This window comes from Variovorax paradoxus (assembly GCF_000834655.1).
Lineage (GTDB): Bacteria > Pseudomonadota > Gammaproteobacteria > Burkholderiales > Burkholderiaceae_C > Variovorax > Variovorax paradoxus_F.
In genome coordinates, this window is record NZ_JXQQ01000136.1 from 1 (window position 1) to 25,627 (window position 25,627).

21 protein-coding genes, 2 tRNA genes and 1 pseudogene are annotated in these 25,627 nt (G+C 64.1%); 16 read left to right on the plus strand and 8 right to left on the minus strand.

Annotated features, from left to right (window positions below; all coding sequences use genetic code 11):
• From RT97_RS33985 to RT97_RS31265, 3 genes and pseudogenes are all read left to right on the plus strand, one after another.
• Positions 1–204 (plus strand): annotated as a pseudogene (locus RT97_RS33985) (alpha/beta hydrolase); the annotation flags it as partial.
• Between the two features lie 8 nt (positions 205–212).
• Positions 213–461, plus strand: a complete 249-nt coding sequence (locus RT97_RS34175; RefSeq protein WP_367379270.1) for an MAPEG family protein — start codon at positions 213–215, stop codon at positions 459–461.
• Positions 462–485: 24 nt separating this feature from the next.
• Entirely contained in the window at positions 486–1,844 is a 1,359-nt protein-coding gene (locus RT97_RS31265; RefSeq protein WP_080898505.1) for an epoxide hydrolase family protein, read from the plus strand.
• 238 nt (positions 1,845–2,082) lie between these two features.
• Here RT97_RS31265 and RT97_RS31270 read toward each other — a convergent pair whose 3' ends face one another.
• From RT97_RS31270 to RT97_RS31280, 3 genes are all read right to left on the minus strand, one after another.
• The gene (locus RT97_RS31270; protein WP_042582763.1) at positions 2,083–3,504 is read right to left on the minus strand and encodes an amidase family protein; all 1,422 of its coding nucleotides are present in this window, start codon (positions 3,502–3,504) and stop codon (positions 2,083–2,085) included.
• Between the two features lie 78 nt (positions 3,505–3,582).
• Positions 3,583–5,319: a ubiquinone-dependent pyruvate dehydrogenase gene (gene poxB, locus RT97_RS31275; protein WP_042582764.1), complete on the minus strand. Its 1,737-nt coding sequence runs from the start codon at positions 5,317–5,319 to the stop codon at positions 3,583–3,585.
• A 104-nt stretch (positions 5,320–5,423) separates the two neighbouring features.
• Positions 5,424–5,807: a Rid family detoxifying hydrolase gene (locus RT97_RS31280; protein WP_042582839.1), complete on the minus strand. Its 384-nt coding sequence runs from the start codon at positions 5,805–5,807 to the stop codon at positions 5,424–5,426.
• Positions 5,808–6,505: 698 nt separating this feature from the next.
• On the opposite strand from RT97_RS31280, the gene RT97_RS33580 reads away from it, so the two are divergent.
• The 6 genes from RT97_RS33580 (at position 6,506) to RT97_RS31305 (ending at position 12,899) form a co-directional block, all read left to right on the plus strand.
• A complete protein-coding gene (locus RT97_RS33580; protein ID WP_367379271.1) occupies positions 6,506–6,637 on the plus strand; it encodes a hypothetical protein in 132 nt (43 codons plus the stop codon).
• Between the two features lie 28 nt (positions 6,638–6,665).
• A complete protein-coding gene (locus RT97_RS31285) occupies positions 6,666–7,619 on the plus strand; it encodes a quinone oxidoreductase family protein (RefSeq protein WP_253278360.1) in 954 nt (317 codons plus the stop codon).
• A gap of 54 nt (positions 7,620–7,673) precedes the next feature.
• Positions 7,674–8,495 carry an alpha/beta fold hydrolase gene (locus RT97_RS31290; RefSeq protein WP_042582766.1) on the plus strand — a complete coding sequence of 274 codons (822 nt, stop codon included), beginning with the start codon at positions 7,674–7,676 and terminating at the stop codon, positions 8,493–8,495.
• Between the two features lie 220 nt (positions 8,496–8,715).
• Positions 8,716–10,287 (plus strand): phospholipase D family protein, encoded by a 1,572-nt coding sequence (locus RT97_RS31295; protein ID WP_042582767.1) that lies wholly within the window; start codon positions 8,716–8,718, stop codon positions 10,285–10,287.
• A 45-nt stretch (positions 10,288–10,332) separates the two neighbouring features.
• On the plus strand, positions 10,333–11,193 hold the full coding sequence (locus tag RT97_RS31300) for an alpha/beta fold hydrolase (RefSeq protein WP_042582768.1): 861 nt from the start codon (positions 10,333–10,335) through the stop codon (positions 11,191–11,193).
• Positions 11,194–12,038: 845 nt separating this feature from the next.
• On the plus strand, positions 12,039–12,899 hold the full coding sequence (locus RT97_RS31305; RefSeq protein ID WP_080898506.1) for an alpha/beta fold hydrolase: 861 nt from the start codon (positions 12,039–12,041) through the stop codon (positions 12,897–12,899).
• Between the two features lie 477 nt (positions 12,900–13,376).
• Here the strand turns inward: RT97_RS31305 and RT97_RS31310 are convergent.
• Positions 13,377–13,453, minus strand: a tRNA-Ile gene (locus RT97_RS31310).
• Between the two features lie 31 nt (positions 13,454–13,484).
• On the minus strand, positions 13,485–14,492 hold the full coding sequence (gene hrcA, locus RT97_RS31315) for a heat-inducible transcriptional repressor HrcA (RefSeq protein ID WP_042582769.1): 1,008 nt from the start codon (positions 14,490–14,492) through the stop codon (positions 13,485–13,487).
• 31 nt (positions 14,493–14,523) lie between these two features.
• On the opposite strand from hrcA, the gene RT97_RS31320 reads away from it, so the two are divergent.
• The 3 genes from RT97_RS31320 to rapZ all read left to right on the plus strand — a co-directional run bounded on the left by RT97_RS31320 (position 14,524) and on the right by rapZ (position 18,077).
• Positions 14,524–15,435, plus strand: coding sequence for an NAD kinase (locus RT97_RS31320; RefSeq protein WP_042582770.1), 912 nt, complete (start codon positions 14,524–14,526; stop codon positions 15,433–15,435).
• Between the two features lies 1 nt (position 15,436).
• Entirely contained in the window at positions 15,437–17,119 is a 1,683-nt protein-coding gene (gene recN, locus RT97_RS31325; protein WP_042582771.1) for a DNA repair protein RecN, read from the plus strand.
• A gap of 82 nt (positions 17,120–17,201) precedes the next feature.
• Complete coding sequence (rapZ, locus tag RT97_RS31330; RefSeq protein ID WP_042582772.1) at positions 17,202–18,077, plus strand: RNase adapter RapZ; 876 nt, start codon at positions 17,202–17,204, stop codon at positions 18,075–18,077.
• A 3-nt stretch (positions 18,078–18,080) separates the two neighbouring features.
• Here rapZ and mutY read toward each other — a convergent pair whose 3' ends face one another.
• From mutY to mutM, 3 genes are all read right to left on the minus strand, one after another.
• Entirely contained in the window at positions 18,081–19,118 is a 1,038-nt protein-coding gene (gene mutY / locus RT97_RS31335) for an A/G-specific adenine glycosylase (RefSeq protein WP_042582773.1), read from the minus strand.
• A 34-nt stretch (positions 19,119–19,152) separates the two neighbouring features.
• Positions 19,153–21,120, minus strand: coding sequence for a dynamin family protein (locus RT97_RS31340; protein WP_042582774.1), 1,968 nt, complete (start codon positions 21,118–21,120; stop codon positions 19,153–19,155).
• 88 nt (positions 21,121–21,208) lie between these two features.
• On the minus strand, positions 21,209–22,021 hold the full coding sequence (gene mutM, locus RT97_RS31345; RefSeq protein WP_042582775.1) for a bifunctional DNA-formamidopyrimidine glycosylase/DNA-(apurinic or apyrimidinic site) lyase: 813 nt from the start codon (positions 22,019–22,021) through the stop codon (positions 21,209–21,211).
• A gap of 70 nt (positions 22,022–22,091) precedes the next feature.
• On the opposite strand from mutM, the gene RT97_RS31350 reads away from it, so the two are divergent.
• The 4 genes from RT97_RS31350 to RT97_RS31365 all read left to right on the plus strand — a co-directional run bounded on the left by RT97_RS31350 (position 22,092) and on the right by RT97_RS31365 (position 25,499).
• A complete protein-coding gene (locus tag RT97_RS31350; protein ID WP_042582776.1) occupies positions 22,092–23,948 on the plus strand; it encodes a tetratricopeptide repeat protein in 1,857 nt (618 codons plus the stop codon).
• Positions 23,949–24,088: 140 nt separating this feature from the next.
• Complete coding sequence (locus tag RT97_RS31355; protein WP_253278361.1) at positions 24,089–24,466, plus strand: lipoprotein insertase outer membrane protein LolB; 378 nt, start codon at positions 24,089–24,091, stop codon at positions 24,464–24,466.
• Entirely contained in the window at positions 24,463–25,353 is an 891-nt protein-coding gene (gene ispE, locus RT97_RS31360) for a 4-(cytidine 5'-diphospho)-2-C-methyl-D-erythritol kinase (RefSeq protein ID WP_042582778.1), read from the plus strand. The genes RT97_RS31355 and ispE overlap by 4 nt, the downstream gene beginning before the upstream one ends.
• A 69-nt stretch (positions 25,354–25,422) precedes the next feature.
• A tRNA-Gln gene (locus tag RT97_RS31365) sits at positions 25,423–25,499 on the plus strand.
• Positions 25,500–25,627 lie beyond the last annotated feature (128 nt).

Below are 25,627 nucleotides of genomic sequence, written 5' to 3' on the forward strand. Positions count from 1 at the left end.
GCCAAGGCGCCGGTGATCGGCGTGCCGACCATCACGCTCGAAGGCGACGCCAACGGCGCGCCACACCCCGAACCCAGCGCCTACGCGAAGAAGTTCTCGGGGCGCTACGAGCACCGGCTGGTCAGCGGCGGCATCGGCCACAACCTGCCGCAGGAAGCACCGCAGGCCTTCGCAAAAGCCGTGATCGACGTGGCGCGCGCATAAGCCGCCTCATCCGGGCGCATGGCAACACGGCCGAATATGTCCCGTTCCTGGCCGGGCTATTTCCGGTCGTCGGCGCTCACCAGCCTGGGCGTCTGGCTCTGGGCCTTATCGCAGTCGCCACAGCAGCGCGCGTCCTCCTTGCCGTTGGACTGATCACCTGCTCGTCGTTGTCACGGCCGAATGCTCTGCGGGCTGTCGGCGCAACGCTGACCTACGTCACTGGCATCTCGCTATCCATTTTCGTCATCCTGGCCTGAGGGCCGTTTCCAGCTCACTTATCAATGGAGATTCTTCCCGTGAACAACTATCGCAATGCTCCGCAGCATCCGAAAGCTCGGATCACTTCCGCCATCTGCGCGGCCAGCCTCCTGATTGCGTCAGGCCTCGCATCAGCGGGCCAGGCCGACGCCGGGGTTTCGGCCGGCGATCAAAAGGCGAGCCAGGCCGCGCCGTCATCCGAAGCGATCCGCCCATTCAAGATCCATGTCTCGGACAAGGCGCTGAAGGATCTGAAAGTCCGGGTACAGGCAACGCGATGGCCAGACAAGGAAACCGTGGACGACTCGTCCCAGGGCGTCCAGTTGGCCAAGCTCCAGTTGCTGGCGAAGCATTGGGGTACTGACTACGACTGGCGCAAGGTTGAGGCAAAACTCAACGCCCTGCCCCAGTTCGTCACAACGATCGACGGTGTCGAGATTCAGTTCATTCACGTGCGGTCACGTCATCCGAACGCCTTGCCAATCATCCTTACGCATGGATGGCCAGGGTCTCCCCTGGAATTCATCGACGCGATCGGCCCTCTGACGGATCCCACTGCGTTTGGCGGGCGTCCTGAAGATGCCTTCGATGTCGTGATACCGGCCATTCCTGGGCATGGTTTTTCCGGCAAGCCGAAAGACCTCGGGTGGGGTCCTGACCGTGTGGCCCGGGCATGGGACGTGTTGATGCATCGCCTGAACTACACCCAATACGTGGCCCAAGGTGGCGACCATGGCTCTGTGATCTCGGACGCAATGGCCCGTCAAAAGCCAAAGGGTCTTCTGGCTATTCATCTGAACATGCCGGCTACGGTGCCGCCCGAGCTCGTCAAGGGCATTCACGCGGGCGAGGAGCCGCCGGCTGGCTTGCCCGACGCTGAGCGGACGGCGTATCTGACACTGAGCAAGTTCTTCGCTCGCAACGCCGCATACGGCGCCATGATGGTCACACGGCCACAGACAGTCGGGTACGGCCTCAACGATTCGCCTGCAGGGCTTGCCGCCTTCATGTACGAGAAGATCACCGAGTGGACATATCCTTCCGGCAATGCTGAGGCAGTGCTGGGCAGGGAGAAGATCCTCGACGACATCTCGCTCTACTGGCTCACGAACACGGCCAGTTCGTCGTCGAGGTTCTATTGGGAAAACAACAACAACAACTTCAGCTCTGCCGCCCAGCGAACAACCGAAATCACTGTCCCGGTGGCGATCACGGTTTTTCCGGGTGAGATCTACAGGGCTCCTAAGTCGTGGGCACAGCGCGCTTATCCGTCGCTTTACTACTTCAACGAAGTCGATCGCGGTGGCCACTTTGCAGCGTGGGAACAACCGCAACTCTTTGCCGAAGAGATGAGGTCTGCTTTCAAGTCCGTGCGCAGGTAGGGTCGATCGTGTATCCGGCAATCGCCGGATACACACACCTGCCGAATCCATATCTACTACCCCACCCACCTGTGCGCCGCGACAGCCACGAGGCTGCCTTCCGCAGGCTTTTATATGCACGGGATCACACCGAATGCTCGACGGCACGCGGTTAGCACGGGCAACAACGAACCGAGGCGGCACCCCTTGTCGTCGACAGAGGCCTGCCGGCCGCCGACTTCGATTTACCCGCGTGCTTTCAACGACGTACCAGGACGTCGGCCGGAACGGGACTCACCGCAGCAATCGGCTGACCTCGTGCCTCGATGTCCGCACCGGCGTCGAGGCAAAGATCCTCGCGAAATCGAGCTGCGACCAATTGCACGCCGACCGGCGTACCGTTCACAAAGCCCGTGGTGACCGCCAGCCCAGGCAGGCCGATAGCGGGAAAAGCGCGCATCGGCAGTTGTGCATTCCATACACGTTGGAAGCCGCAGTCCCCCTGCAGGTCCAAATCGTCTGCAAACGGAAGCTCGGTCGACACCGGCAGCAGCAGCACTGCATAGTCCTCGAAAAAGAGGTTCCAGATTCGAGCTGCCGTTGCGCGACGCAACAGGGCGTTTGCCACAACATCCCGGGGCATCGTTTCAACTGCGGAACGCACGCCCTCGACCACGGCCCAAGCGCCCGGATCACCGTCGCGCCTGACAGCATCCTCCAGCTTGGCGAAGCCGTCTCCGAGCCATAGCTGCTGCTGGATCTCTGCAAGTTCTTCCAGCGATGGTGTGTCAGCCACTTCCACGACCGTCCATCCAGCACTCTCCAGGCGACTCGCCGAATCCCTGAGCGCTGCCTCAACCTCGGCCGCAATCTCGATACCGTCCGGACGCAGACAAAGCGCAGCGCGTTTGGGCATTGGCTTGCCGATCAGCGGCAAAGGGGCGTGCCAGGGATCTCGAGGATCCGGCATCGACATGGCAGCCAATGCAAGACGCAGATCCTGAACGCTACGCGCCATCGGCCCCGTACTGGACATCAGTTGCGGGCCAATGCCGCGTTCCGGTGAGGACTGGTTGTACGCAGGCACGCGCCCAAAGCTGGGACGCAGGCCCTGGATGCCGCAGGCATAGGCGGGATAGCGCAGCGATCCTCCGATGTCACTGCCAAGCGCAATGTGGCCGATGCCTGCAGCAACGCCTGCGGCTCCCCCACCGGAAGAACCACCCGGTGTCAAACGCCGGTCTCGAGGGTTGATGGTCTTGCCATGGAGCAGATTGCTCGTGAACCAGCGCAGCGCAAACGTGGGCGAGTTGCTCCGGCCCACGAGCAGGGCGCCGGCACGCAGCAGGTTGTCCACAGCGGGGCTGTTGCGCTCTGCGAGGAGGTCGCGCTGAAGGCGGCTGCCGTTGCTGGTAACGAATCCCGCTTCGTCCGCGTTGATCTTCACTGTGACGGGGACGCCTGCCAGGGGACCCGGGTCCTGGCCTTGCGCGAGCATCCTGTCGATGCGTTCGGCCTGCAGACGCACATGGTCAGGCCGACTTTCGACAATCGCGTTGATCTGTGGGTTGACGGCATCAAGGCGTTGCAACGTGTCTTCAGCAACTTCGCGCGCCGACACTTCGCGTGCGCGGACGAGCCCGGCAACCTGGGTCGCCGACATCTTCCAGAATTCGGTCATGTTGTTCTCTCCTGACTTCTTGACTTCAACCAACTCGATGGCCTAGACGCAGACGCTCACGAATACGTTGATATCGCACTACCGCCACAAATTGCTCGAGGCCAGCTCCACGACCTCATCTGAGCGCCCGTTGATCACCGCCTGCAGCAGGTAGAGCGAAAACCCCTTCGCCATCTCCGCGGAAATGGCGGGCGGCATCGCCAGCTCGCTTCGACTGACGACCGCGTCGACCAGGACGGGACCGTCGCAGGCGAGTGCTTCAGCAATGCCATCTTGAATTTGTTCAGGACGCTCCAGGCGAATCCCGCGGATGCCGATCGCTTCGGCCATGGCGGCGAAGTTCGGGTTGTGCAGGTCGGTGCCGGTACTGAGGATTCCGGTGGCTTTCTGTTCCAACTCCACGAAACCAAGCACACCGTTGTTGAACACGACCACTTTCACCGGCAGCTTGAGTTGAGCCAGGGTGAGGAAGTCACCCATCAGCATGGTGAAGCCTCCGTCACCGGAGAGCGAGATGATTTGCCGCTGGCGGAAGGTCGCCTGAGCACCGATGGCCTGGGCCATGGCGTTGGCCATCGATCCATGCACGAACGAGCCCATTAACCGCCTCTTGCCGTTCATGCGCAGGTGTCGGGCCGCCCAGACTGTTGGCAGGCCCACGTCGCAACTGAACACGGCATCTTCCGCAGCGAGGTCACTGAGGGTTTTCACGATCTGCTGCGGGTGGATGCGGCGGGTGCTGGGCGTTATCGCGGCCGACGCATCCAGCGCGCGCTCGTTGCGAGCGTAGTGCTCTGTTGCGCGCGCCAGATGATCGCCGTTGGGGTTCGAGTCCAGCAGTGGCAACAGTGCATCCAAGGTGGCGCGCACATCGCCGACGACGCCCAACTCGACATGGGCGCGGCGACCGATGTTCTCGACGCGGATGTCCACTTGAGCAATACGCACGCTGTCGCCTTGCGGGTAGAACTGTCGATAGGGGAAGTCGGTGCCCAGCATCAGCAGCACGTCGCAATCGCGCATTGCGTAATAGCCGGACGACACACCGATGAGACCGGTCATGCCAACGTCAAAGGGATTGCCCCAGCCGACATGTTCCTTGCCGCGCAGCGCGTGCACCACTGGTGACTGCAGCCGTTCTGCCAGTGCGACGATCTGCTCGCGGGCTCCAGCGCAGCCCGCACCGCAGAGCAGAGTGATGCGCTGGCCATTGTTGAGCAGGTCGGCCAGCTGACGCAGCAGTTCGAATGTTGGCATCACGACAGGTGCAGCAGGTAGCAAGCTTCCGATTTCTGCGCAGGGCGCGGCTTCGGCAGGCCGCATCGCAACATCTCCTGGGATCACCACCACCGAGACGCCGCGCTTGCCGACGGCTTCACGGATGGCCATTTGCAGCGTTCGCGGCATTTGTGCACTGCTCGAGACCAGCTCGCAGTAGTGGCTGCATTCGCTGAAGTAGGACTGCGGATGGGTCTCCTGGAAGTAACCTGAACCGATTTCCGCCGAAGGGATCTGCGCGGCAATCGCCAGCACCGGTACACGCGACCGATGCGCGTCGAACAATCCGTTGATCAGGTGCAGGTTGCCAGGTCCGCAACTGCCGGCGCATACGGCCAGCGAACCCGTGAGGTGGGCTTCGGCGCCGGCAGCAAAGGCGGCCACTTCCTCGTGGCGCACATGCACCCACTCGATGTCGCCACGGCGTCGGATCACATCGGTCAGGCCGTTGAGACTATCGCCCACCAGACCATAAATGCGCTTGACGCCGGCGGCGACCAAAGTATCAACCAGCTGTTCCGCGACAGTCTTGTGCATGAATTTCTTCCTTGGGTACGGTGGCTGCCGCGTCACGGCAGCGGGATGATTGGCGCGCTCTCCATACGCCCTTATGGCAGGGTCGCGCTGTACGGATTGCTGGTTCAGTCGAGCACCATGATGGCCTCTGCCTCGATCCGGCAACCATGCGGCAGGCTGGCGATACCGACTGCAGCGCGCGCTGGATAAGGCCGCGCAAAGTATTCGGCCATGATCTTGTTGACCTTGGGCGAATCGTCCAAGTCGATCAGGTAGAGATTGAGTTTGACCACATGAGCCAGGTCGCCGCCGCCGGCCTTTGCTACCGCGCGCAAGTTGGAGAACACCTGTCGGATCTCGTCTTCGACGCTGGCGGTGTTGGCCTTCTGAGTCTTCGGATCGATCGGCAATTGGCCGGATAAATACACGGTACTGCCGCAGCGGATGGCTTGGCTGTAGTTGCCGATGGCTGCAGGGGCAAGGTCGGTATGGATAGGTTGTCGGTTCACGAAATGGCTCCAGTAGATGTTGCAATGCGAGCGCAAGATGACTTCATGCCGAGCACTCGGCCTTGCACGCGAAACGATTCGATATCAGACCGTTTTTCCATCTTGCGGTTGATGTCGGGTACTAGTAGACCGGTACCGATCAACGGACTCAATCAGCTGTTCGTATAGGGTCGAGACAAGCAAACTGCTTTTCAGAAAACACTGCGGCCCTGGTGTGTTTGCTTCCTCGCCACGCGAGCTTCGGCGGTCGAGTGACTTCTTGAAATCATGAAGACCTGATGTCTGTAGATGCGCTGAGCATCTCAAGCGTAGGTGCGTTGATCACTTCCCTCCAAGGCACCGGTACTTTTCGAGGAAGCGGGCATCACGGATAGCCGGTGGTCCCCGGTGCAAAACTTCCAGCACTGCGCCAGCTGTGACGACAAGCACACCCAACTCCGTGAGCGATCGAGTGACTCCTTGGCGTCGGCTTCAGAGCGCTTTCTTCTCCGCGGTTCATTGGCAGAGGGCAGCAGGTCGGGCCGTGACCACGATGCTGGACTCCGGAGCAACGTCCTATGCGAAGGCTTCCCGTGCCCCCGCGCAGCAGCTCGGCGCTATTCCTTCGTATGAATCGGACCCATACAAAGAGGTGATGGAAACGCTGGCCACGGGTTCGTAGAGTGCCCATGTCTCCAAAACCGAAGACGGGAAATCCAATGAGCAAGCCAGCCGGATTCGCCGGAGCCGTGGGCACGAAGACCGAGATGTTCGCCCGCTCCACCACGGTGGCCGGCGAACGCGGCGTGGCAGATGGCGAGTGCGATATCGGCGGTTTCGTTTCAATATGAATAAGGAACAGCAGTGAAAGCAGTAGTGATGAATCAAACCGGCGATGTCGGCGTTTTGGCTTATGTGGATCAGCCGGACCCGGTACCCGCCCTCGGGATGGTGCTGGTGCAGATCGCCGTTGCCGGCGTCAATTTCATGGACATCGGCGTGCGCCAGGGCATGGCATGGACTGAAATGCCCAACCCGAAGATCCTGGGCGTCGAAGGCGTCGGCCGCGTGCTGGCCGTGGGCGAGGGTGTGGCCGGCGTCGCGGTCGGTCAACGCGTGGCCTGGGTCTACGCGCCCGGCAGCTATGCGCAGAAGATCGCCATCCCAGCTGATTCGCTGGTGTCCATTCCCGATGGCATCGACGACAAGACCGCCGCCTCGGTGATGATGCAAGGCCTGACCGCCAGCCATTTCGCCACCGATTTTTATCCTGTCCAGCCGGGTGACATCGCATTTGTCCATGCGGCCGCCGGCGGCCTCGGATTGCTGCTGACCCAGATCATCAAGCTCCGCGGTGGGCAGGTCATCGGCCGCGTCTCGTCGGCCGACAAAGAGGCGGCGGCCAGGGCGGCCGGCGCGGATCACGTGATCGTCGACACCGAAGGCAAGTTCGTCGAGAAAGCGAGACAGCTGACCGGCGGCGAAGGCGTGCACGTCGTGTTCGACGGCTCCGGCCCCAGCACATTCCAAGGGTCGCTGGACGTGCTTCGTCGCTCAGGAACCTTTTGCTGGTATGGCCCGGTGCTCGGCGGGCCCGGTGCGATCGACATCATGAGTCTGCCCAAGAGCATCAAGCTGGGCTACGCGGTGTTCTTCGATCACATCCATACGCCGGATCTCTTGCGCGCGCGCTCGGCGCGACTGTTCGAATGGATCGGGGAAGGCAAGCTGAAAGTTCATGTCGGCGGCATCTATCCGCTGGCCGACGCCGCCAAGGCCCACGCCGACATGGCGAGCCGCGCGACCACCGGCAAGCTGCTGCTCATGCCCTGATTCCGAAGCCGCCCGACACCGGCAATCGTACCTCCGCTCAATCAAGAAAACATCATGGCAACCCTCATCACCCAAGACGGCACCGAGATTCACTACAAGGACTGGGGCAGCGGCCAGCCCATCGTCTTCAGCCATGGATGGCCCCTGTCGTCCCAAGCCTTCGAAGACCAGATGTTCTTTCTCGCGTCGAACGGCTTCCGCTGCATCGCTCACGACCGCCGGGGACATGGCCGGTCCAGCCAGCCCTGGCAGGGCAACGACATGGACACCTACGCCGACGATCTGTCGGAATTGATGCAGGCGCTCGACCTGAAGGATGCGATTCATGTCGGCCATTCGACCGGCGGCGGCGAAGTCGCGCGATACATCGGCCGACACGGCACCGCGCGCGTCGCCAAGGCGGTGCTCATCGGCGCCGTGCCGCCGCTGATGGTCAAGACAGCGTCCAACCCCGGCGGCACGCCCATCGAGGCCTTCGACCAGATCCGCGCCAACGTCCTGGCCGACCGTTCGCAGTTCTGGAAGGACCTGAGCCTGCCTTTCTACGGCTACAACCGCGTCGGCGCCAAGGTGTCCGAAGGCGTACGCGAATCGTTCTGGTTGCAGGGCATGGCGGCGGGCATGCCGGCGTCGTACTTCTGCGTGAAGGCATTCTCGGAAACCGACCTCAGCGAAGACCTGAAGAAGATCGACGTACCCACGCTGATCCTGCACGGAGACGACGACCAGATCGTGCCGATCGCCGACTCCGCATTGATATCGGCCAAGCTCGTGAAAGGCGCCATGCTGAACGTCTACAAAGGCGCGCCCCACGGCATGTGCACGACCCGCAAGGACGAAGTCAACGCCGATCTGCTGGCATTCGCCAAGGCCTAGAAGGCGACATCCAAGAATCGCTATCTCACTAGCTCGGGCTCGACCGGCGACAGCATGCCGCCCCGGGAGCGGTCGCGGGCCACGAGGCTCGACTTGGGTCAAGCGAGATCAACGTGCTCTTTTCGCTGCTCGATGTCTTGGGGCTGATCGCGAGAGATGACGAGCGATATTGGACGACGCTGCTGGCAGATTTTCTTGTTCGCTTGTTTCTGTAGAAACCATGAACCTTTTTGCTTTCACGCGCATCCTGCTCGCATGCATCCTCGTGGCGACGCTAGGAGCTTGCGGCTCCTTGCCGGAGCAACGAGCAAGGGCACCAGAAAAAGTAGGTGCGGCAGACCCGACGACCGTGCTTGCCAAGGTTGCACAAGCCTCCACGCCGCCTGGTGAGCATTCTGGCTTCCGATTGATGCCTTTAGGGGTGTATTCATTCGACGCACGCATTCAACTGGCGCAGCGAGCACAGCGCTCGCTCGTTCTCCAGTACTACCAGATCGAGAACGACGAGGTGGGCCGCCTCCTGCTGCAAACGGTGCGCGAAGCCGCGTTGCGTGGCGTGCAGGTTCGTGTGCTGGTGGACGATCTCTACACCGTGAACAGCCAGCAACTGCTGCTGGCGCTTTCGAAAACGCCCAACATCTCGGTGCGTCTCTTCAATCCGTTCTGCTGCGGGCGTGACGGGTTCCTGACGCGTTTCGCAGCCTCGCCGCTCGACGTGGCTCGACTGAACCACCGCATGCACAACAAGCTGTTCATCGCGGATGGTGTGATGGCGATCGTCGGAGGGCGCAATATTGCCAACGAGTACTTCGTCTTGAGCGAAACGCAGAACTTCATCGATATGGATGTGCTGATTGTGGGCAAGGTAGTTCCGCAGCTGGAGACAATCTTCTACGCCTACTGGAACAGCATCCAGGTGTGGCCTGTTGCGGCCATCGTCAGCGCCAAGGGCGATCGTCCCGTGGTCGAAGCCGACTTCGATGTCGCGGTGAGAAGGGCCAGGCCACTTCCGAAGCTCATGTTCCCGACGTCGGACATCCTGGGCTACGGACCGATCAAGGAGGAATTGGACGAAGGCCGACTCGGCTTGCTTTGGGGCCATGCGGTCGCCATTGCCGATCCGCCGAGCAAGCCCGCCACCATGACCGCGCAAGAGGCTATTGCCACCAGCGTGACGATGACCGTCTGGGAAATGATGCGCGACGCCAAGCGCGAGATCGACCTCTCTTCTCCTTACCTCGTGCCTGGGGACCGTGGTGTCATGGCCATCCGGGCCATGACGGACCGAAACGTCAAGGTGACGCTGATGACAAACTCACTGGCCGCCAATGACGAGCCCTTGGTGCACACGGGCTATGCGCGATACCGCGAGCGCTTGCTAAGAAGCGGCGTGGAGTTGTATGAATTGAGCCCGAAGCGAACAACTGCCGACATGCGGTTCGACGATTTCGGTAAGTCGCTCGGCCGGCTGCATGCCAAGACGCTCGCCATCGATGGCACCCGCATCTACCTTGGCTCCATGAATCTCGACCCTCGGTCGGCAACCCAGAACACGGAGATGGGAGTGGTGGTCGATAGCCCGGAGCTCGCGCGAGAACTGCTGCGCATCTTCAATGTGAGCAAGCTTCAGAACTCGTACAGGGTGCGGTTTGCCGAGGACGGCGTAACGCTGCGATGGTCGACCCGCGACGGCCAAAAGGAAGTTGACTATTCATCCGAGCCGGAAGCCAGCTTGACGCAGAAGCTCTACTACTGGTTGATGTCGCCGCTTATGCCCGAATCTCTGTTGTAGCAGCAGCCTCGCAAGATCACTACACACTCTAAAAAGAACAGACGAATGCCAATCTCTCAAGGCGAAAACACCCTCGATATCCATGGTCGCAAGCTTCGCTACAAGGTGGCGGGCAGTGGCCCCGTTCTGATGGTTCAGGCGCCTGGATGGGGCGTCGGGTATGGCCTCTATGAAGATGGCTTGGCGCAGCTGGCACGCAGCTTCACCGTGATCCATCACGATCCTCAGGGCAGCGGAGGATCCGATTCACCGTCCGATCCGAAGGAAATGAATGTCGGCTCCTTCATCGACGACCTCGATGCATTGCGCCGGCATCTCAAGTTGGAACGTTTTGCGTTGATGGGGCACTCTCATGGTGGCTTCATCGCGATGAACTACGTCCTGAAATACCCTCAGCACGTTTCGCACCTCATCCTGTTGGATGCGCAACTGGGCATTGCAGAGCCCGCCGAAGACGTGCAACGAACGCTGCCAGCGCTAGCCCGTGATGCGCGATGGGCCGAGGCAGCGCGCATCTTCGCCGGCCCGAGGAAACTCGACTCGGATCAGGACTTGAGCGAATTGCTCTATCGCGTTCTGCCGCTTTACTTCTTCGATCCCGAGAGCGAACAATGCAAAGCGGCTCAGCGGTATGTGCGCAACGCCCGGATATCGGTCGCGGCGATGAAGGCGACATCGGAGTCCGACGGGCACTTTCTCGTGCGAGAAAAGCTGGGCGAAATTCGCGCGCGCACCCTGGTGTTGGTGGGGCGACACGACTTTATCTGCTCGCCGGTTCAGGCTGAAGCGATTCACGATGGCATTGCCGGCTCCCAGATCGTCGTATTCGAGAACAGCGGCCACTTGCCTTGGACTGAGGAGCCCGATTCGTTCTTCACGAGCGTGATCCGCTTCTTGGAAAACTAACAAGCCGGAGAGCGAATCACGGGCGTATCCGGGCGTTGACCTCGCCTGCGCCTGCTCTCTCTTGGCTGATCGGGCTGGCAGACACCTGGTGCTGGATGCCTGTTCAGCTTGGCAATGAAAGCGGACTGGGCTGCCGACAATGCGACGCTCATGCTGGCATTTTGCGGAAAGCGCGGCAACGAGGATCTCGCGCATTCGTCTGACCGGCGACCTCTTATGTGGAGCCTCAGCTGAGGTTCGTCCGGAATCCGAAACCGAACTCCGAACTCTTCGGCTTCTTCGCCTGAGGCGAAGCTTCCTCGCGCGGCCCCGGGTCGAGCTCCACGATCATCCGCGGCAGCGTCGGCCATCGCTTCCTTGCAGGTGCGCCATCCGACTCGGGCTCGTCGGCATAGACCGCGATTCGGCGGCTTCCCAGGCAAGCTTCGCGATTGCGCGCGAATCGGGCGAAGTGGGCATCTTTTCCTTCGGTTGTTTTTCTAGCGGCGTTGGTAGTTGGTGACTGGAACGTGCGATCTAAGTGGCAAGCGGCCAACGAAGAACTCAATCAGTTGGACTGCGCCGATCTCTGACCCGGGATTTCCATTGAACACTGACCCGCCCGCTTTGTGAGCCTGACGGCTGGGTGGATCTGCCGCAGATTGCGCCGCCCCTGAGGGCATATCCGCAGCGATTTATCATACTTAGGTATGAGATATCAAACGCTCCACTTCTGCTTGGTCAGCCGGTCGCTGAATCAGGCGAATGGCTTCTTGCCTTCGAAGTGGCCGCGGTTGACCCTCGATTCGAACGAGGCAATCTCGCGGCCGTGAATCGGCCCTGATCCAGATCCGTCAGGAGTACCGATGAACAAAAGAAAGTCCGTGCGTATGGTCACCGACGGCGTGGCGAGTGGCGTTTTCGCGGCCAGCGATAACGGATCCGAAGATGCCGCGATACATCCCACGATGGACAAACCGACCATCGTCATGGTGCATGGCGCTTGGCATTGGGGTGGATGCTTCCTGAAGGTCGTCAACCTGCTCGCGCAAATGGGCTATCCCGTCGTCTCGCCGGATCTCAAGTCGCATGGATACAGTGCGGCAACCTACGATCAGGTCACGGATATGGCCGATTACGTTGCACCGGTAAGCGCCATCCTTCAGGCTGCGACATCGCCCGTCGTCCTGCTTGGCCACAGCATGGGTGGGGTAGCGCTCACCTATCTGGCCGAACTCTACCCAGACAAGATCCGAAAGCTGATCTACCTCACAGCGTTCATGACCCCACGCGGCAAATCCGCGAACAGCTACATCTTCTCCACCGCGTACGCGACCGATCCGGTGGCGGTCGAGTTGTTTCAGTTGCTATCGGCTTCATCCGACAACAAGGGCGTTGTTCTGGATGCCGCTCAATCCCGATTGGTCAAAGCCGCCTTCTACGCGGATTGCTCCGATCGCGATGTCGCAATTGCGGCGGCCAACGTCATCCCGATCAACTCGAATATTCCCTACACCGCAGTCGCGGCGTCAACCGCCGCCCGGTTCGGATCCATACCGCGGATGTTCATTGAATGCACCTTGGACAAGGCAATCCCGATTGCTCAGCAAAGACAGATGCAAGCCGATGTCCCTGGTGCGACTGTGATCACACTGGCAACCGGCCATTCGCCGTTTTTCTCCGAACCGGACCAACTCGCACATTTGATCGCGACCGCGGCTTCCTGAACCAAAGGGACCGAAGCGGCTAGTCTCATTCGAGCGCGCGGCCTATGCGCTCGTCGCGCTCTAAGGGGCGACCTACCGATGCTATGCCAGGTCGTTGTTCTGGCCCGATAGCACCGAATGGAGCGAACGTGCAGAAGGCGTAGTTGCCGGATGCTGCGTGTTCAACATGGTGGTCTGCCTGCATGTGCTGTCCCGTGGCGCATCAGTGCGACCTCCGGGCCTCCGCGCGTTGCCGCCGGTGCAAGGGGCATAGTGTTCATCACGCTAGTCGGCCCGTACGAGACGCTTGTCCGTGGTCGAATTGATCGCACCAGCGCGCAAAGCCCGACGTGCTTTCTTTCGACTCCACAGGCGGCGGGTTGCTGGAGCAGATGTCCGGCGACATGGTCAAACGCGCCGCGAACACGAAGATGGTGCACATTCCCTGTAAGGGCGGCGGTCCTGCGATCACCAATCACCAATCACCAATCAAATTTGTGGTAGGCCGTGATGGGCTTGAACCATCGACCAACGGATTATGAGTCCGCTGCTCTAACCAACTGAGCTAACGGCCCACTGGGGCGTGATTCTATTCGCCGCAGCGGTCTACTTGCGATGACTCAGCGCATTGCTGACCAGCCGCGACGTGATGTCGACGATCTGGATCATGCGCTCGTAGGGCATGCGCGTCGGCCCGATCACGCCCAGCGTGCCCACGACCTGCCCGTCCACTTCATAGTTGGCGCTGACGATGGAGAGCTCCTCGAACGGCACCACCTGGCTTTCGCCGCCGATGAAGATGCGCACGCCCTCGGCCTTGCTCGAAACATCGAGCAATCGCATCAGCTGCGCCTTCTGCTCGAAGAGCTCGAAGGCGCGGCGCAGCTGGCCCATGTCGCTGGAGAAGTCGGTCACTGCGAGCAGATTGCGCTCTCCGGAGATCACGACATCGTCTTCCTGCGCCTCGGTCAGCACCTCGGAACTCACCTGGACCGCCGCCTGCATCAGCGCGGCAATTTCGCCCCGCAGCTTCTCGACCTCGGACTGGAGACGATCGCGCACCTGCTCGATCGTGAGGCCCGCGTAGTTCGCGTTGATGTAGTTGGAGGCCTCGACCAACTGCGACTGGGAATAGTCGGCCTCCGGAAAGATCACCCGGTTCTGCACGTCGCCGTCGGGCGAGACGATGATCACCAGCAGCCGGTTCTCGGACAGCCGGAGGAACTCGATCTGCTTGAACACCGAAGCGCGGCGAGGCGCCATCACGACGCCGACGAACTGGGAGAGGTTCGACAGGATGTTCGCCGCGTTGGCGATCACCTTCTGCGGCTGATCGGGCGCCAGGCTGGGCGTGCTCATCTGCTCGCGCTGGGCGGTCAGCATGGTGTCGACGAACAGGCGATAGCCGCGATGGGTCGGGATGCGGCCGGCGGAGGTGTGCGGGCTGGCGATCAGCCCCAGCGCCTCGAGGTCCGACATGACGTTGCGGATGGTCGCGGGCGACAGATCCAGCCCCGAAGAACGCGACAGCGTGCGTGACCCGACGGGTTGCCCGTCGGCGATGTAGCGCTCGACGAGCGTCTTGAGCAGCAACTTGGCACGGTCGTCCAGCATTGAAAGATTTTAGTGTTGTAATTTGTGAGATATGACCTCCCGCTTCCGTCACGTCGCCCTGATCGGCAAATACCAGGCTTCCGGCGCCAGGGCGCAGGCCGATGCGCGCGATGGCGTCATGGAGACCATCGGCACCTTCCTGGAATCGCAGGGTTGCAAGGTCTTCGTCGAGCGCTCGACCTGCGAGGACGAAGACGCCGGCGCCCCCGCCCATGCGCGCTACGAGGCCCTCTCGGTCGAGGAAATCGGCCAGCGCTGCGACCTCGGCCTGGTGGTCGGCGGCGACGGCACCATGCTGGGCATCGGCCGGCAGCTTGCCAGCTACGGCATCCCGCTGATCGGCATCAACCGCGGGCGCCTGGGCTTCATCACCGACATCCCGCTGGACAACTACCAAGCCACGCTGATTCCCATGCTGGCCGGCGAATACGAGGAAGACCACCGCAGCCTGATGCATGCGCAGGTCATGCGCGACGGCGTCTCGGTGTTCGACGCTCTCGCCATGAACGACGTGGTCGTCAACCGCGGCGCAACCTCGGGCATGGTCGAGCTGCGGGTCTCGGTCGGCCGGCATTTCGTGGCCAACCAGCGCGCCGACGGCCTGATCATCGCGACGCCCACCGGATCGACCGCCTATGCGCTGTCGGCCGGCGGGCCTTTGCTCCATCCGGCCGTGCCCGGATGGGTGCTGGTGCCGATCGCGCCGCACACGCTCTCCAACCGCCCGGTGCTGCTGCCCGATGCCGACGAGATCGTGATCGAGCTGGTCGGCGGGCGCGACGCCAGCGCCAATTTCGACATGCAGTCGCTGGCCTCGCTTGCGATCGGCGATCGCGTGGTGGTGCGCCGCTCCGACTTCCGGGTGCGTTTTCTGCACCCCAGGGGCTGGAGTTATTTCGACACGCTGCGCAAGAAACTTCATTGGAACGAAGGGGGCTCCTGACATGGCGCTGCGACGCATCGCACTGCGCGACTTCGTGATCGTGCGATCACTCGAACTGGACCTGTCCGGCGGCTTCACGGTGTTGACCGGTGAAACCGGCGCGGGCAAATCCATCTTGATCGACGCGCTGCAACTGGCGCTGGGCAACCGGGCCGATGCCGGCGCGGTGCGCGAAGGCGCCGAGCGCCTGGACGTGAGCGCCGAATTCGACGCCGACCCGGCGCTGGACAGCTGGCTCGACGAAGGCGGCTTCGAAGCCGGCGACGCGCTGCTGCTGCGCCGCACCGTCGATCTGCAGGGCCGCAGCCGCGGCTGGATCAACGGCAGCCCGGCCACCGCCACGCAGCTGCGCGACCTGGGCGACCGCCTGCTCGACATCCATGGCCAGCACGCCTGGCAGAGCCTCACGCGCCCCGAGGCCGTGCGCGGCCTGCTCGATGCCTACGCGGGCGTGCGCACCGATGCGCTCGACGCCGCCTGGCAAGGCTGGCGGCAGGCCCTCTCCGCCCTGGAACACGCACGCTCGGCGCAAGACTCCCTGCAGCGCGAACGCGAGCGGCTGCAGTGGCAGATTTCCGAGGTCGCCAAGCTCGCACCCGGCGCCGACGAGTGGGAAGAGCTGTCGACCAACCATTCGCGCATCTCCAACGCCCAGGCGCTGATCGACGCGGCACAGGGCGCGAGCCAGGCGCTCGAGGACGACGACAACGGCGCCCTCTCCGCACTCACGCGCGCGGCCACGCTGCTGCAGAACTGCGAACACATCGAGCCCGAATTCCGCTCGCTCGGCGAGGTGCTGGCCTCCTGCGTTGCGCAGGCATCCGATGCCGCCCATACCCTGCACGGCTACCTGCGCGACGCGGAGGCCGATCCGCAAAGCCTGGCCGAGCTGGACGAGCGGATGGGCCTGTGGATGTCGCTCGCGCGCCGCTACAAGCGCACGCCCGGCGAACTGCCCGCGCTGCTGGCCGGCTGGCAGGCCGAGCTGCAGGCGCTCGATGCGCAAAGCGATCTCGAAGGCCTGGAGCGCGCAGAGCAGAACGCGCAGCAGGCCTACCTGAAAGAAGCCAAGGCGCTCGGCAAGGCCCGCAAGCAGGCGGCCCCGCGCCTGGCCCAGGCCGTCACGCAGGCCATGCAGGGCCTGGGCATGCAGGGCGGGCGCTTCGAGGTCGAACTGCAGCCGCTGGCGCAGCCCGGCCGCGCGGGCCTGGAAGACATCGCCTTCCTCGTGGCCGGCCACACCGGCAGCACGCCGCGCGCGATCGGCAAGGTGGCCTCGGGGGGCGAGCTCTCGCGCATCGCGCTGGCGATTGCCGTCACGACCAGCCAGCTCGGCACCGCCCAGACGCTGATCTTCGACGAGGTCGATGCCGGCGTCGGCGGCGCGGTCGCCGAGACCGTCGGCCGCCTCATGAAGCAACTCGGCCGCGACCGCCAGGTGCTCGCCGTGACCCACCTGCCGCAGGTGGCCGCCTGCGCCGACCATCACCTCGTCGTGGCCAAGCACCAGACGGCGGGCGCCGGCAAGGACGGCCCGCGCACCGAGAGCGGCGTGTCGCGGCTCGACGACGACAACCGCGCCAACGAAATCGCCCGCATGCTCGGCGGCGAGAAGGTCTCGCAGACCTCGCTCGCGCATGCCCGCGAGATGCTCGGCCACAAGACTTCGGCGGCCACGCCATGAGCGCAGCCCCGGGCCGCCCCAAGCAAGCGAACGCCCCCTTGGGGGGCGACGCTTACACGTCAGTGAAGCGGCTGGGGGCACCATGAACCTGGACCTGGTGCTCATCACCGGCATGTCGGGCTCGGGCAAGTCCGTGGCGCTGCACGCGCTGGAAGACGCCGGCTACTACTGCGTCGACAACCTGCCGCCCGAGCTGCTGACTTCGTTCATCGCCTTGCAGCACGAGCAGCAGGCCACGCGCGTGGCGATCGCGATGGACGTGCGCAGCGGCGTGTCGCTGCCGATCGTGCCGCAGCAGCTCGAGGCGCTGCGCCGCGACGGCGTGTCGCTGCGATCGCTGTTCCTCGATGCGACCACCGACGCGCTGCTGCGCCGCTATTCGGAAACCCGCCGCCGCCACCCGCTCTCGCGCCAGGAAGGCCGCACCGACGTGCCCGAGCAGCACCGCGTGCTGGTGCAGGCCATCGAACTGGAGCGCGAGTTGCTGGCCGACCTGCGCGACGGCGCCGACGTGATCGACACCAGCCTCATCCGCCCGGCGCAACTGCAGAGCTACATCAAGGCACTGATTTCCGCGCCGCAAAGCGCGCTCACGCTGGTGTTCGAATCGTTCGCCTTCAAGCGCGGCGTGCCGCTTGACGCGGACTACGTGTTCGACGTGCGCATGCTGCCCAACCCACACTATGTGCCCGCGCTGCGCCCGCTCACGGGCCGCGACACGCCGGTGATCGAATGGCTGCGCGAGCACGAAGACGTGGCGCGCATGTACGACGACATCGAGCAGTTCCTGTCGCATTGGCTCGATGCGCTGGCGCGCGACCATCGCAGCTACGTCACGGTGGCCATCGGCTGCACCGGCGGGCAGCACCGCTCGGTATTTTTGGTCGAGCAGCTGGCGCACACGTTCGGCGCCCGCTGGGGTTCGCTCAAGCGGCACCGCGAGCTCGACGCCAGCTAGGGCCTAGGCTGAGCTTCGGCTCTCCAGCAGCTTGCGCACCGGCGCGGGCAGTCCCAGCCGAGCCCATTCTTGCGCCTCGACCCAGCGCGCAGCATCGCCCTGCGGTTGCACGCCCTCCAGCAGCACCGGGTGCAGGTGCAGGTCCTTGTGGGTCAGCACATGCACGAAGGGCGGGAGGTCGTGCGCGCCGCGTTGTGCAGCCGATGGCAAAGCCGCGAGCAGGTCGTCGCGGCTGTCGAACACCGGCAGGCAATGAAGCCCCGCCCAGATGCCCTTGGCCGGCCGCTTCTCCAGCCAGATGCGGCCCTCTGCATCGCGCGCCAGCAGCACCCAGAGCGATTGCGCGCTGCGCTTGAGCTTGCGGGTCTTGACGGGATAACGCTCCGGCGCTCCTTCTCGCAGGCCCACGCAGGTCTGGTTGACCGGGCAGATCATGCAGCTGGGCTTGCGCGGCAGGCAGACGGTGGCGCCGAGGTCCATCAGCCCCTGCGTGTAGCTCGCAATCGCTTCGCGCTCTTCGGCGGGCGGAAGCAGTTGCGTCGCCAGGTCCCACAGCGCGCGCTCCTGCGCCGATGAAGACATGTCGCCGCCGAAGCCGAGCACGCGCGTCAGCACGCGCTTCACGTTGCCGTCGAGGATGGCCACGCGCTCGCCGAAGCAGAAGGCCGCGATCGCCGCGGCTGTGGAGCGGCCGATGCCCGGCAAGGTCACGAGCTCCGCGGCGGTGCGCGGAAACTCGCCGCCGAATCGCTCGACCACCTCCTGCGCGCAGCGGTGCATGTTGCGCGCGCGGCTGTAGTAGCCAAGGCCGCTCCAGAGCCCGAAGACCTCGTCCTCGGTGCCCGCAGCCAGCGCCTTCACATCGGGAAAGCGTTCGAGAAAGCGCGCGAAGTAGCCCAGCACCGTCGTGACCTGCGTCTGCTGGAGCATCACCTCCGACAGCCAGACGCGGTAAGGGTCGCGGGTGTTCTGCCACGGCAGCTCGCTGCGGCCGTGGCTTCGCTGCCAGCTGACGATCTGCGCAGCGAAATCCGGCGGCATCTGCAAACCGGCAGCCGACGCGGAAGCGGAACGCTCAGGCCGCACGCAACTCGCTGACGGGGGCTGCAGCAGCAGCCTGCGGCTTGCCTTGCTGCGTGATCAGCGAGGTGAATTCACGCAGGCGGGCATGCAACTCGGCCAGGTTGGTCTCCTGCGCGGCCAGCTCGAGCAGCCGTTCGTCGAGGTTGCCCGCCGCGTTCTGGATGCGCTCGATCGCCTCGATGCGCTTGCTGAAATTGCGGCGGCGCTCCTTGAGCTGCGCATCGATCTGCGCGCTCGCGCCCTTGCTCCAGCGCTCGACCTCGGTCATCGCGGCTTCGTTGACCAGACGCAGGCGGCTGGCCAGCGCGCGAACCAGCTTATCGCAGAAATCGGCTTGCGCGAGCTTGAGCAGGTTGCCCACGCCCAGGTAATGGATGTGGCTCCGCTCGATCTGGCTCAACTCCTGCTCGAAGCCCGTGAGGTCGGGCTCGGCCGGTGCCTGCAGCGTGAAGCCCTGCTCGGCATTCAGTTGGCGGAAGGTGGCGTGCAGCATCGACTGGATCTCGGCCGTCGTCGCCTGCACTTCGCGCAGGTTGTTGCGCAGCGAATCGAAGGTCTCGCCATACACCTTGCGCACATTGAGCTTGATGCCGGGGCGCTTGAGCGCCGCCGACAGGCGCACCATGTCGGCCTTGAGCGCGGTGCGGCCCAGCACGGCATACACCTCGCGCAGCAGCTTGCCCTGCACCGAGCGCAGCGCCAGGATGCGGGTGTTGCTGCCCTCGAACTCGGCGTGTTCCTGGTCGATGCGCGAGCGCATGTGGCGGATGACCGAGACGTTCTTGCCGCGCAACCCCTGCAGTTCGAGCGCCTGCTCCGACAGGTCGCGCTGGCGCACCTTCAGGATGCGCTCGGCTTCGGCGCGCAATGCGGTCATGCCGGCATCGACGGCCAGGCGCAGCATGGTCTCGCGCTTGCCGAGCACGCCTTCGCCGAGCAGGGATTCGAGCGCGGGCAGGCGGCTGGCTTCGAGCAGGCGCGGATCGCGCTGGATCTTGGCCTGCAGGCCCTTCTGCGCGGACACCGGAAGCACTTGCGCGAGCGGCACGTCGAGCAACCGGGCCGCGCTGTCGCGCTGGCGCTCGATCTGCAGTTCGATTTGCGCGTGGGTGCTCAGCGAGTCCCACATCGTGTCGATCTTGTTGAGCACGACGAAACGCGTGTCGCCGCCTTCGTCCTCGGTGATGAGGTGTTCGCGCCAGATCGAGAGGTCCGAGCGCGTCACGCCGGTCTCGGCGCCCAGGATGAAGACCACGGCGTGCGCCTGCGGGATCAGGCTCACCGTCAGCTCGGGCTCGGCGCCGATCGCATTCAGGCCTGGCGTGTCGAGAATGACCAGCCCCTGCTCCAGCAAGGGGTGCGGCATGTTGAGCACGGCATGGCGCCAGCGCGGGATTTCGACGCGGCCCTCGGCGTCCTGCACGGGGTTGTCGTCGGGCGTCTCGGGGTTCCAGAAGCCCAGCGCGCGGGCCTCGTCCTTGCTCACCCAGCGGACTTCGGCCACCTTGCCCATGGCCTGGGCCAGCTGCTCGGCGTTGCCGACCTCGATCGGAATCTCGGTCCAGCGCGTCGACTTCTCGCGCCAGTGGGTCAGCGAATGCGGCTCCAGGCGGGTTTCGATCGGCAGCAGGCGCAGCTTGGGCGCGATGGCGGGGTCGTAGCCCAGCTCGGTCGGACACATCGTGGTCCGCCCCGCGCTCGCCGGCATGATGCGGCGCCCGTAGTCGGCAAAGAAGATCGCGTTGATCAGCTCCGACTTGCCGCGTGAGAACTCGGCCACGAAAGCGACCATCACCTTGCTGGTGCGGATCTGCAATTCAAGGCCCCGCAGGCGCTCGGCCACGGCCTGGTCGAGCAGCTCGTTCTCGGTCAGCCAGCGGGACAGCCACTGCAGCCGATGGGCGAAATTGCTCCGCCACGCACCGTGCTGATCGAGTTGTTGGTTGAAAGAGCGGCTCAAGGGAAATATGTAAAAAAGAGCTTACAAATATAGCATCGCCAAATGGATAGCGCCTGTTTCCGGGACATTCATTCGCAGGCGGACCTCGCTACTTTTGACAATTGGGACAGAAATAAGTGGAGCGCTGCCCCTGACGCAGTTGCCGGATCGGCGTTGCGCAAACCCGACACGGCTCGCCGGCCCGGCCGTAAACGGTGGCTTCGAGCTGGAAATAGCCGTTCTGGCCGTCCACGTTGGAGAAGTCGCGCAGCGTGCTGCCGCCCTTCTCAACCGCCCTGGCCAGAATTTCGCGGACCGCCGCATGGAGCTTGGCCGCCCGCGGCCGGCTGATGCGCGCAGCCGACAGCGTCGGGCGAATGCCGGCCTGGAAGAGCGCCTCCGACGCATAGATGTTGCCCACCCCCACCACCACGTCGCCCGCCAGGAGCACCTGCTTGACGGCGGTCTTGCGCTTGCGAAGGCCCGCGTGGAAGGCATCGAGGTCGAACGCGTCGCCCAGCGGCTCCATGCCCAGGCCTCCGAGCAGCTTGATGGCCCAGGGGGCAGCCTCGTCGTCCACATAGACCACGGCGCCGAATCGGCGCGGGTCGTTCAGGCGCAGAGTCCCGCGGTCGGTGACGAGGTCGAAGTGATCGTGCGTGCCGGGCGGCGGCAGCGACGCATCGAAGCGCAGGCTGCCCGACATGCCCAGGTGCAGCAGCAGCAGGCCGCGGTCCAGGTCGATCAGCAAATATTTACCGCGCCGCCTCACCTCGCGCACGTGCCGCCCGACCAGTGCCTCGGGCACCACCATGAGCGCCCAGCGCAAAGGTTTTCCGATGCGAACGGCATCGATGCGCGCGCCGGCGATGCGATCGGCGAATCCGCGGCGGGTGACTTCGACTTCGGGTAGCTCAGGCATGAAAGTAAAACTCCGACGAAGACGAAGCCCCACGCGACGCTCGTTCAAAAGCCTCGATTATCATGATTCGATGATTCCATCGCCCCGCCGACACCGCCTTGCGGCGGCCGCATCTCTCGTGCTGCTGGCTTGCGCGGTGCACGCGCAAACCTCGGATCCCGCCGCCCCCAACAGCCCGGCGCCCATCATCGAGCGCAACGCGCCGCCCCGGCCGGCTGTCCGGCCCCGGGTCACGCCCCCGAAGCCCGCCAGCGAACCCGCCGCGCAACCGTCGGCGCTGACCGCCGACCTGTTCTACGAAATCCTGATGGGCGAGATCACCGCCCGCTCCGGCGATCCCGGCTCCGGTTACGCGCTGGTGCTCAATTCGGCACGGCGGCTGCGCGACGGCAAGTTGTTCCAGCGGGCGGTGGAGATCGCGCTGCAATCGCGCTCCGGCGACGCAGCCCTGGCTGCCGCGCGCGCCTGGCAGGAGACCCTGCCCACTTCGCGCGACGCACGGCGCATCGAACTGCAGATCCTGATCGCGCTGAACCGCATCGGGGAAACGGTCGAGCCCCTGCGCGCCGAGGTGGCCGCCACTTCGCAGATCGAACGTCCATTGCTGATGGCGGTGATTGCACGCAACTATTCGCGCGCCTCCGACAAGAAGCTGGCCGCCTCGGTGGTCGAGCGGGCGTTGGTCGACGAGCTCAAGAGCCCGACCACCGGCGGCCTGGCCTGGGCCACCGTGGGGCGGCTTCGCCTCAATGCCGGGGACAACTCCGGTGCACTGGAGGCCGCGCGCAAGGGGCAGGAAATCGACCCGGCCTCCGACGCGCCGCCTGCGCTGGCGCTCGAGCTCATCGACTCCAGCCAGCCACTGGCCGAGCCGATCGTGACGCGCTACCTCGCCAGCAACACCAAGGCCACGCCCGAACTGCGCATCGCCTATGCGCGCGTGCTGGTCGAGAACCGGCGCTACGGCGATGCCCAGACCCAGCTGCAGGCGCTCACCACGTCGCGGCCCGAACTGGCAGAGCCCTGGCTGTTGCTCGGAAGCCTGCAGATGCAGGCCAAGCAGGACGGCGCGGCGGAGACATCGCTCAAGCGCTTCATCGAGCTGTCGGCGAGCCAGAACAAAGACAAGGACAAGGACGCCGATGCGACCGATCGCGGCCGCAGCCTGACCCAGGCCTATCTCGCCCTCTCGCAGCTGGCGGAGCGTCGCAAGGACCTCGCGGGCGCGGAGCGCTGGCTCGCACGCATCGACAGCACCGAGGACCTCACCATTGCGCAGACCCGCCGCGCGGGCCTGCTGGCACGCCAGGGCAAGCTGCCCCAGGCACGCGAAGTCATCCGCGCCCTGCCGGAGCGGACGCCCGAAGACAAGAAACAGAAGTTTCTCGCCGAGGTGCAATTGCTGCGTGACGCCAAGCAATACCAGGCCGCGTACGACATGCTGGCGCAGGCTTCCACTGCCACGCCCGACGACGGCGACCTGGTCTACGACCAGGCGATGGTGGCCGAGAAGCTGAACCGCCTGGACGACATGGAGCGGCTGCTGCGCCGGCTGATCCAGCTCAAGCCCGAGAGCCAGAACGCCTACAACGCCCTGGGCTACTCGTTCGCGGATCGCAAGATCCGGCTCGACGAGGCCCGCACGCTCATTCAGAAGGCGGTGCAGCTGGCGCCTGAAGACCCTTTCATCGCCGACAGCCTGGGCTGGGTCGAGTTCCGGCTGGGCAACACGGCCGAGGCCATCCGCATCCTGGAGGCGGCCTACAAGACGAGGCCCGATCCCGAGATCGGTGCGCACTTCGGCGAAGTGCTGTGGAGCATCGGCCAGAAGGATCGCGCAGTGACGATCTGGAAGGAAGCGCTGTTGAGCGACGCCGAGAACGAAACCCTGCAGGAAACGCTCAAGCGCCTGCGCGTCAAACCGTGAGGGTTGCCGCTCCTGAGCTGCACGCCGGCCGCCGCGCCTTTCTGGCGGCGGGCGGAGCTGCTCTCCTTTTGGTAGCAGGCTGCGCCCAGCTGACGGGCGGCTCCTCTGCGCCGCGAGGCGCGGACAGCTGGAGCGGCCGCATGTCGCTTCGCATCGACAGCGAACCGGTCCAGACCTTTTCCGCACTCTTCGAGCTGCGCGGCTCGCCCGACGCCGGCGACCTCACGCTGACGACCCCGATCGGCAGCACCCTGGCCCAGTTGCACTGGGCGCCGGGCGAGGCCCTGCTGAAGAACGGCAGCGACACCCGCCACTTCGACTCCCTCGACGCGCTGATCGAAGCCGCCACCGGCGCGGCGATCCCGGTCGGCGCGTTGTTCGGCTGGCTCGCAGGGCGCAACGAAAGCGTGCCCGGCTGGCGCCCTGACCTGGGCCAGCTCGCAAACGGGCGCCTGCAGGCCACGCGAGAATCCCCGAGCCCCCGGGCGGACCTGCGCATCGTGTTCGAGCGGTCATGAAGGCCCTCTACGACCTTCCCGCACCTGCCAAGCTCAACCTGTTCCTGCACATCACCGGCCGGCGCGACGACAGCTACCACCTGCTGCAGTCGGTCTTCATGCTGATCGACTGGTGCGACACGCTGCACTTCGAGCTGCGGCGCGACGGCCAGCTGACCCGCGAAGACCTCACGACCGAGCTGCCTGCCGACGACCTCGTCCTGCGTGCCGCCCGTGCGCTGCAGGCCCACGCCGCGCCCGGGCAGGGCGCGCACATCGGCGTCGCAAAGCATGTGCCGGCGCAGGCGGGCATGGGCGGCGGGTCTTCCGATGCGGCCACCTGCCTGCTGGCGCTCAACCGCCTGTGGAACCTGAACCTGCCCTTGTCACGCCTCGCGCAGATCGGGCTGAAGCTGGGCGCCGACGTGCCGTTCTTCCTTGGCGGACGCCATGCGTGGGTCGAAGGCATCGGCGAGCAAATTACGCCCGTCACTCTGCCGTCGGAGCGCTTCGCCGTGGTCAAGCCGACCGAAGGATTGGATACCCGTCTAATTTTTTCTGCGGATGATCTTGAACGCTCAACTCCTGTTGCTATAATCTCGGGCTTTGCTGCAGATAGCGAACAGCTTGAAGCCAAAAACCTCGCAGACTTCGGTCACAAGGTTTTCGACTTCGGCCACAACGACCTGCAGCCGGTTGCCCAGCGACTTTGCCCCGCGGTCACCGATGCCATCGAATGGCTCGGCGCCCAAGGTTTGAAGGCCCGGATGACCGGCTCCGGAAGTTCGGTGTTCGCAAAATTGCCGCAAGGGCCGCATGAAGCGGAACTGGTCGAAGCCCCCGCGGGCTGGCAGGTTCGTCAGTGCAACAATCTGGCTGTTCATCCTCTCGTAGGTTGGGCAACCTGAAATGGTCGGATCGTTTGTTCGGTCCGACGCGACATATATCGGTTGATGGTGCAAACCGTCGACCCGTGTAGGGGAGTCGCCAAGCTGGTTAAGGCACTGGATTTTGATTCCAGCATGCAAAGGTTCGAATCCTTTCTCCCCTGCCAAACCTATTGAAACTGCGGTCTAAGCCCCGCAGTGCTTTTTTGAAAACTGCGGCCTGATGGCCGCAGTGTTTCTTCTGCAGCACACCCGCTGCAATAATCGGCAGCCCACGGGCCGCCACGACTCAAAA

What these genes read in the sequence shown, in the direction of transcription:
- RT97_RS31265 (WP_080898505.1), top strand. Translation starts at nt 486, where the DNA reads ATGGAGATTCTTCCCGTGAACAACTATCGCAATGCTCCGCAGCATCCG.
- RT97_RS31270 (WP_042582763.1), bottom strand. Translation starts at nt 3,504, where the DNA reads ATGACCGAATTCTGGAAGATGTCGGCGACCCAGGTTGCCGGGCTCGTC.
- poxB (WP_042582764.1), bottom strand. Translation starts at nt 5,319, where the DNA reads ATGCACAAGACTGTCGCGGAACAGCTGGTTGATACTTTGGTCGCCGCC.
- RT97_RS33580 (WP_367379271.1), top strand. Translation starts at nt 6,506, where the DNA reads ATGAGCAAGCCAGCCGGATTCGCCGGAGCCGTGGGCACGAAGACCGAG.
- RT97_RS31285 (WP_253278360.1), top strand. Translation starts at nt 6,666, where the DNA reads ATGAATCAAACCGGCGATGTCGGCGTTTTGGCTTATGTGGATCAGCCG.
- RT97_RS31290 (WP_042582766.1), top strand. Translation starts at nt 7,674, where the DNA reads ATGGCAACCCTCATCACCCAAGACGGCACCGAGATTCACTACAAGGAC.
- RT97_RS31295 (WP_042582767.1), top strand. Translation starts at nt 8,716, where the DNA reads ATGAACCTTTTTGCTTTCACGCGCATCCTGCTCGCATGCATCCTCGTG.
- RT97_RS31300 (WP_042582768.1), top strand. Translation starts at nt 10,333, where the DNA reads ATGCCAATCTCTCAAGGCGAAAACACCCTCGATATCCATGGTCGCAAG.
- RT97_RS31305 (WP_080898506.1), top strand. Translation starts at nt 12,039, where the DNA reads ATGAACAAAAGAAAGTCCGTGCGTATGGTCACCGACGGCGTGGCGAGT.
- hrcA (WP_042582769.1), bottom strand. Translation starts at nt 14,492, where the DNA reads ATGCTGGACGACCGTGCCAAGTTGCTGCTCAAGACGCTCGTCGAGCGC.
- RT97_RS31320 (WP_042582770.1), top strand. Translation starts at nt 14,524, where the DNA reads ATGACCTCCCGCTTCCGTCACGTCGCCCTGATCGGCAAATACCAGGCT.
- recN (WP_042582771.1), top strand. Translation starts at nt 15,437, where the DNA reads ATGGCGCTGCGACGCATCGCACTGCGCGACTTCGTGATCGTGCGATCA.
- rapZ (WP_042582772.1), top strand. Translation starts at nt 17,202, where the DNA reads ATGAACCTGGACCTGGTGCTCATCACCGGCATGTCGGGCTCGGGCAAG.
- mutY (WP_042582773.1), bottom strand. Translation starts at nt 19,118, where the DNA reads ATGCCGCCGGATTTCGCTGCGCAGATCGTCAGCTGGCAGCGAAGCCAC.
- mutM (WP_042582775.1), bottom strand. Translation starts at nt 22,021, where the DNA reads ATGCCTGAGCTACCCGAAGTCGAAGTCACCCGCCGCGGATTCGCCGAT.
- RT97_RS31350 (WP_042582776.1), top strand. Translation starts at nt 22,092, where the DNA reads ATGATTCCATCGCCCCGCCGACACCGCCTTGCGGCGGCCGCATCTCTC.
- RT97_RS31355 (WP_253278361.1), top strand. Translation starts at nt 24,089, where the DNA reads ATGTCGCTTCGCATCGACAGCGAACCGGTCCAGACCTTTTCCGCACTC.
- ispE (WP_042582778.1), top strand. Translation starts at nt 24,463, where the DNA reads ATGAAGGCCCTCTACGACCTTCCCGCACCTGCCAAGCTCAACCTGTTC.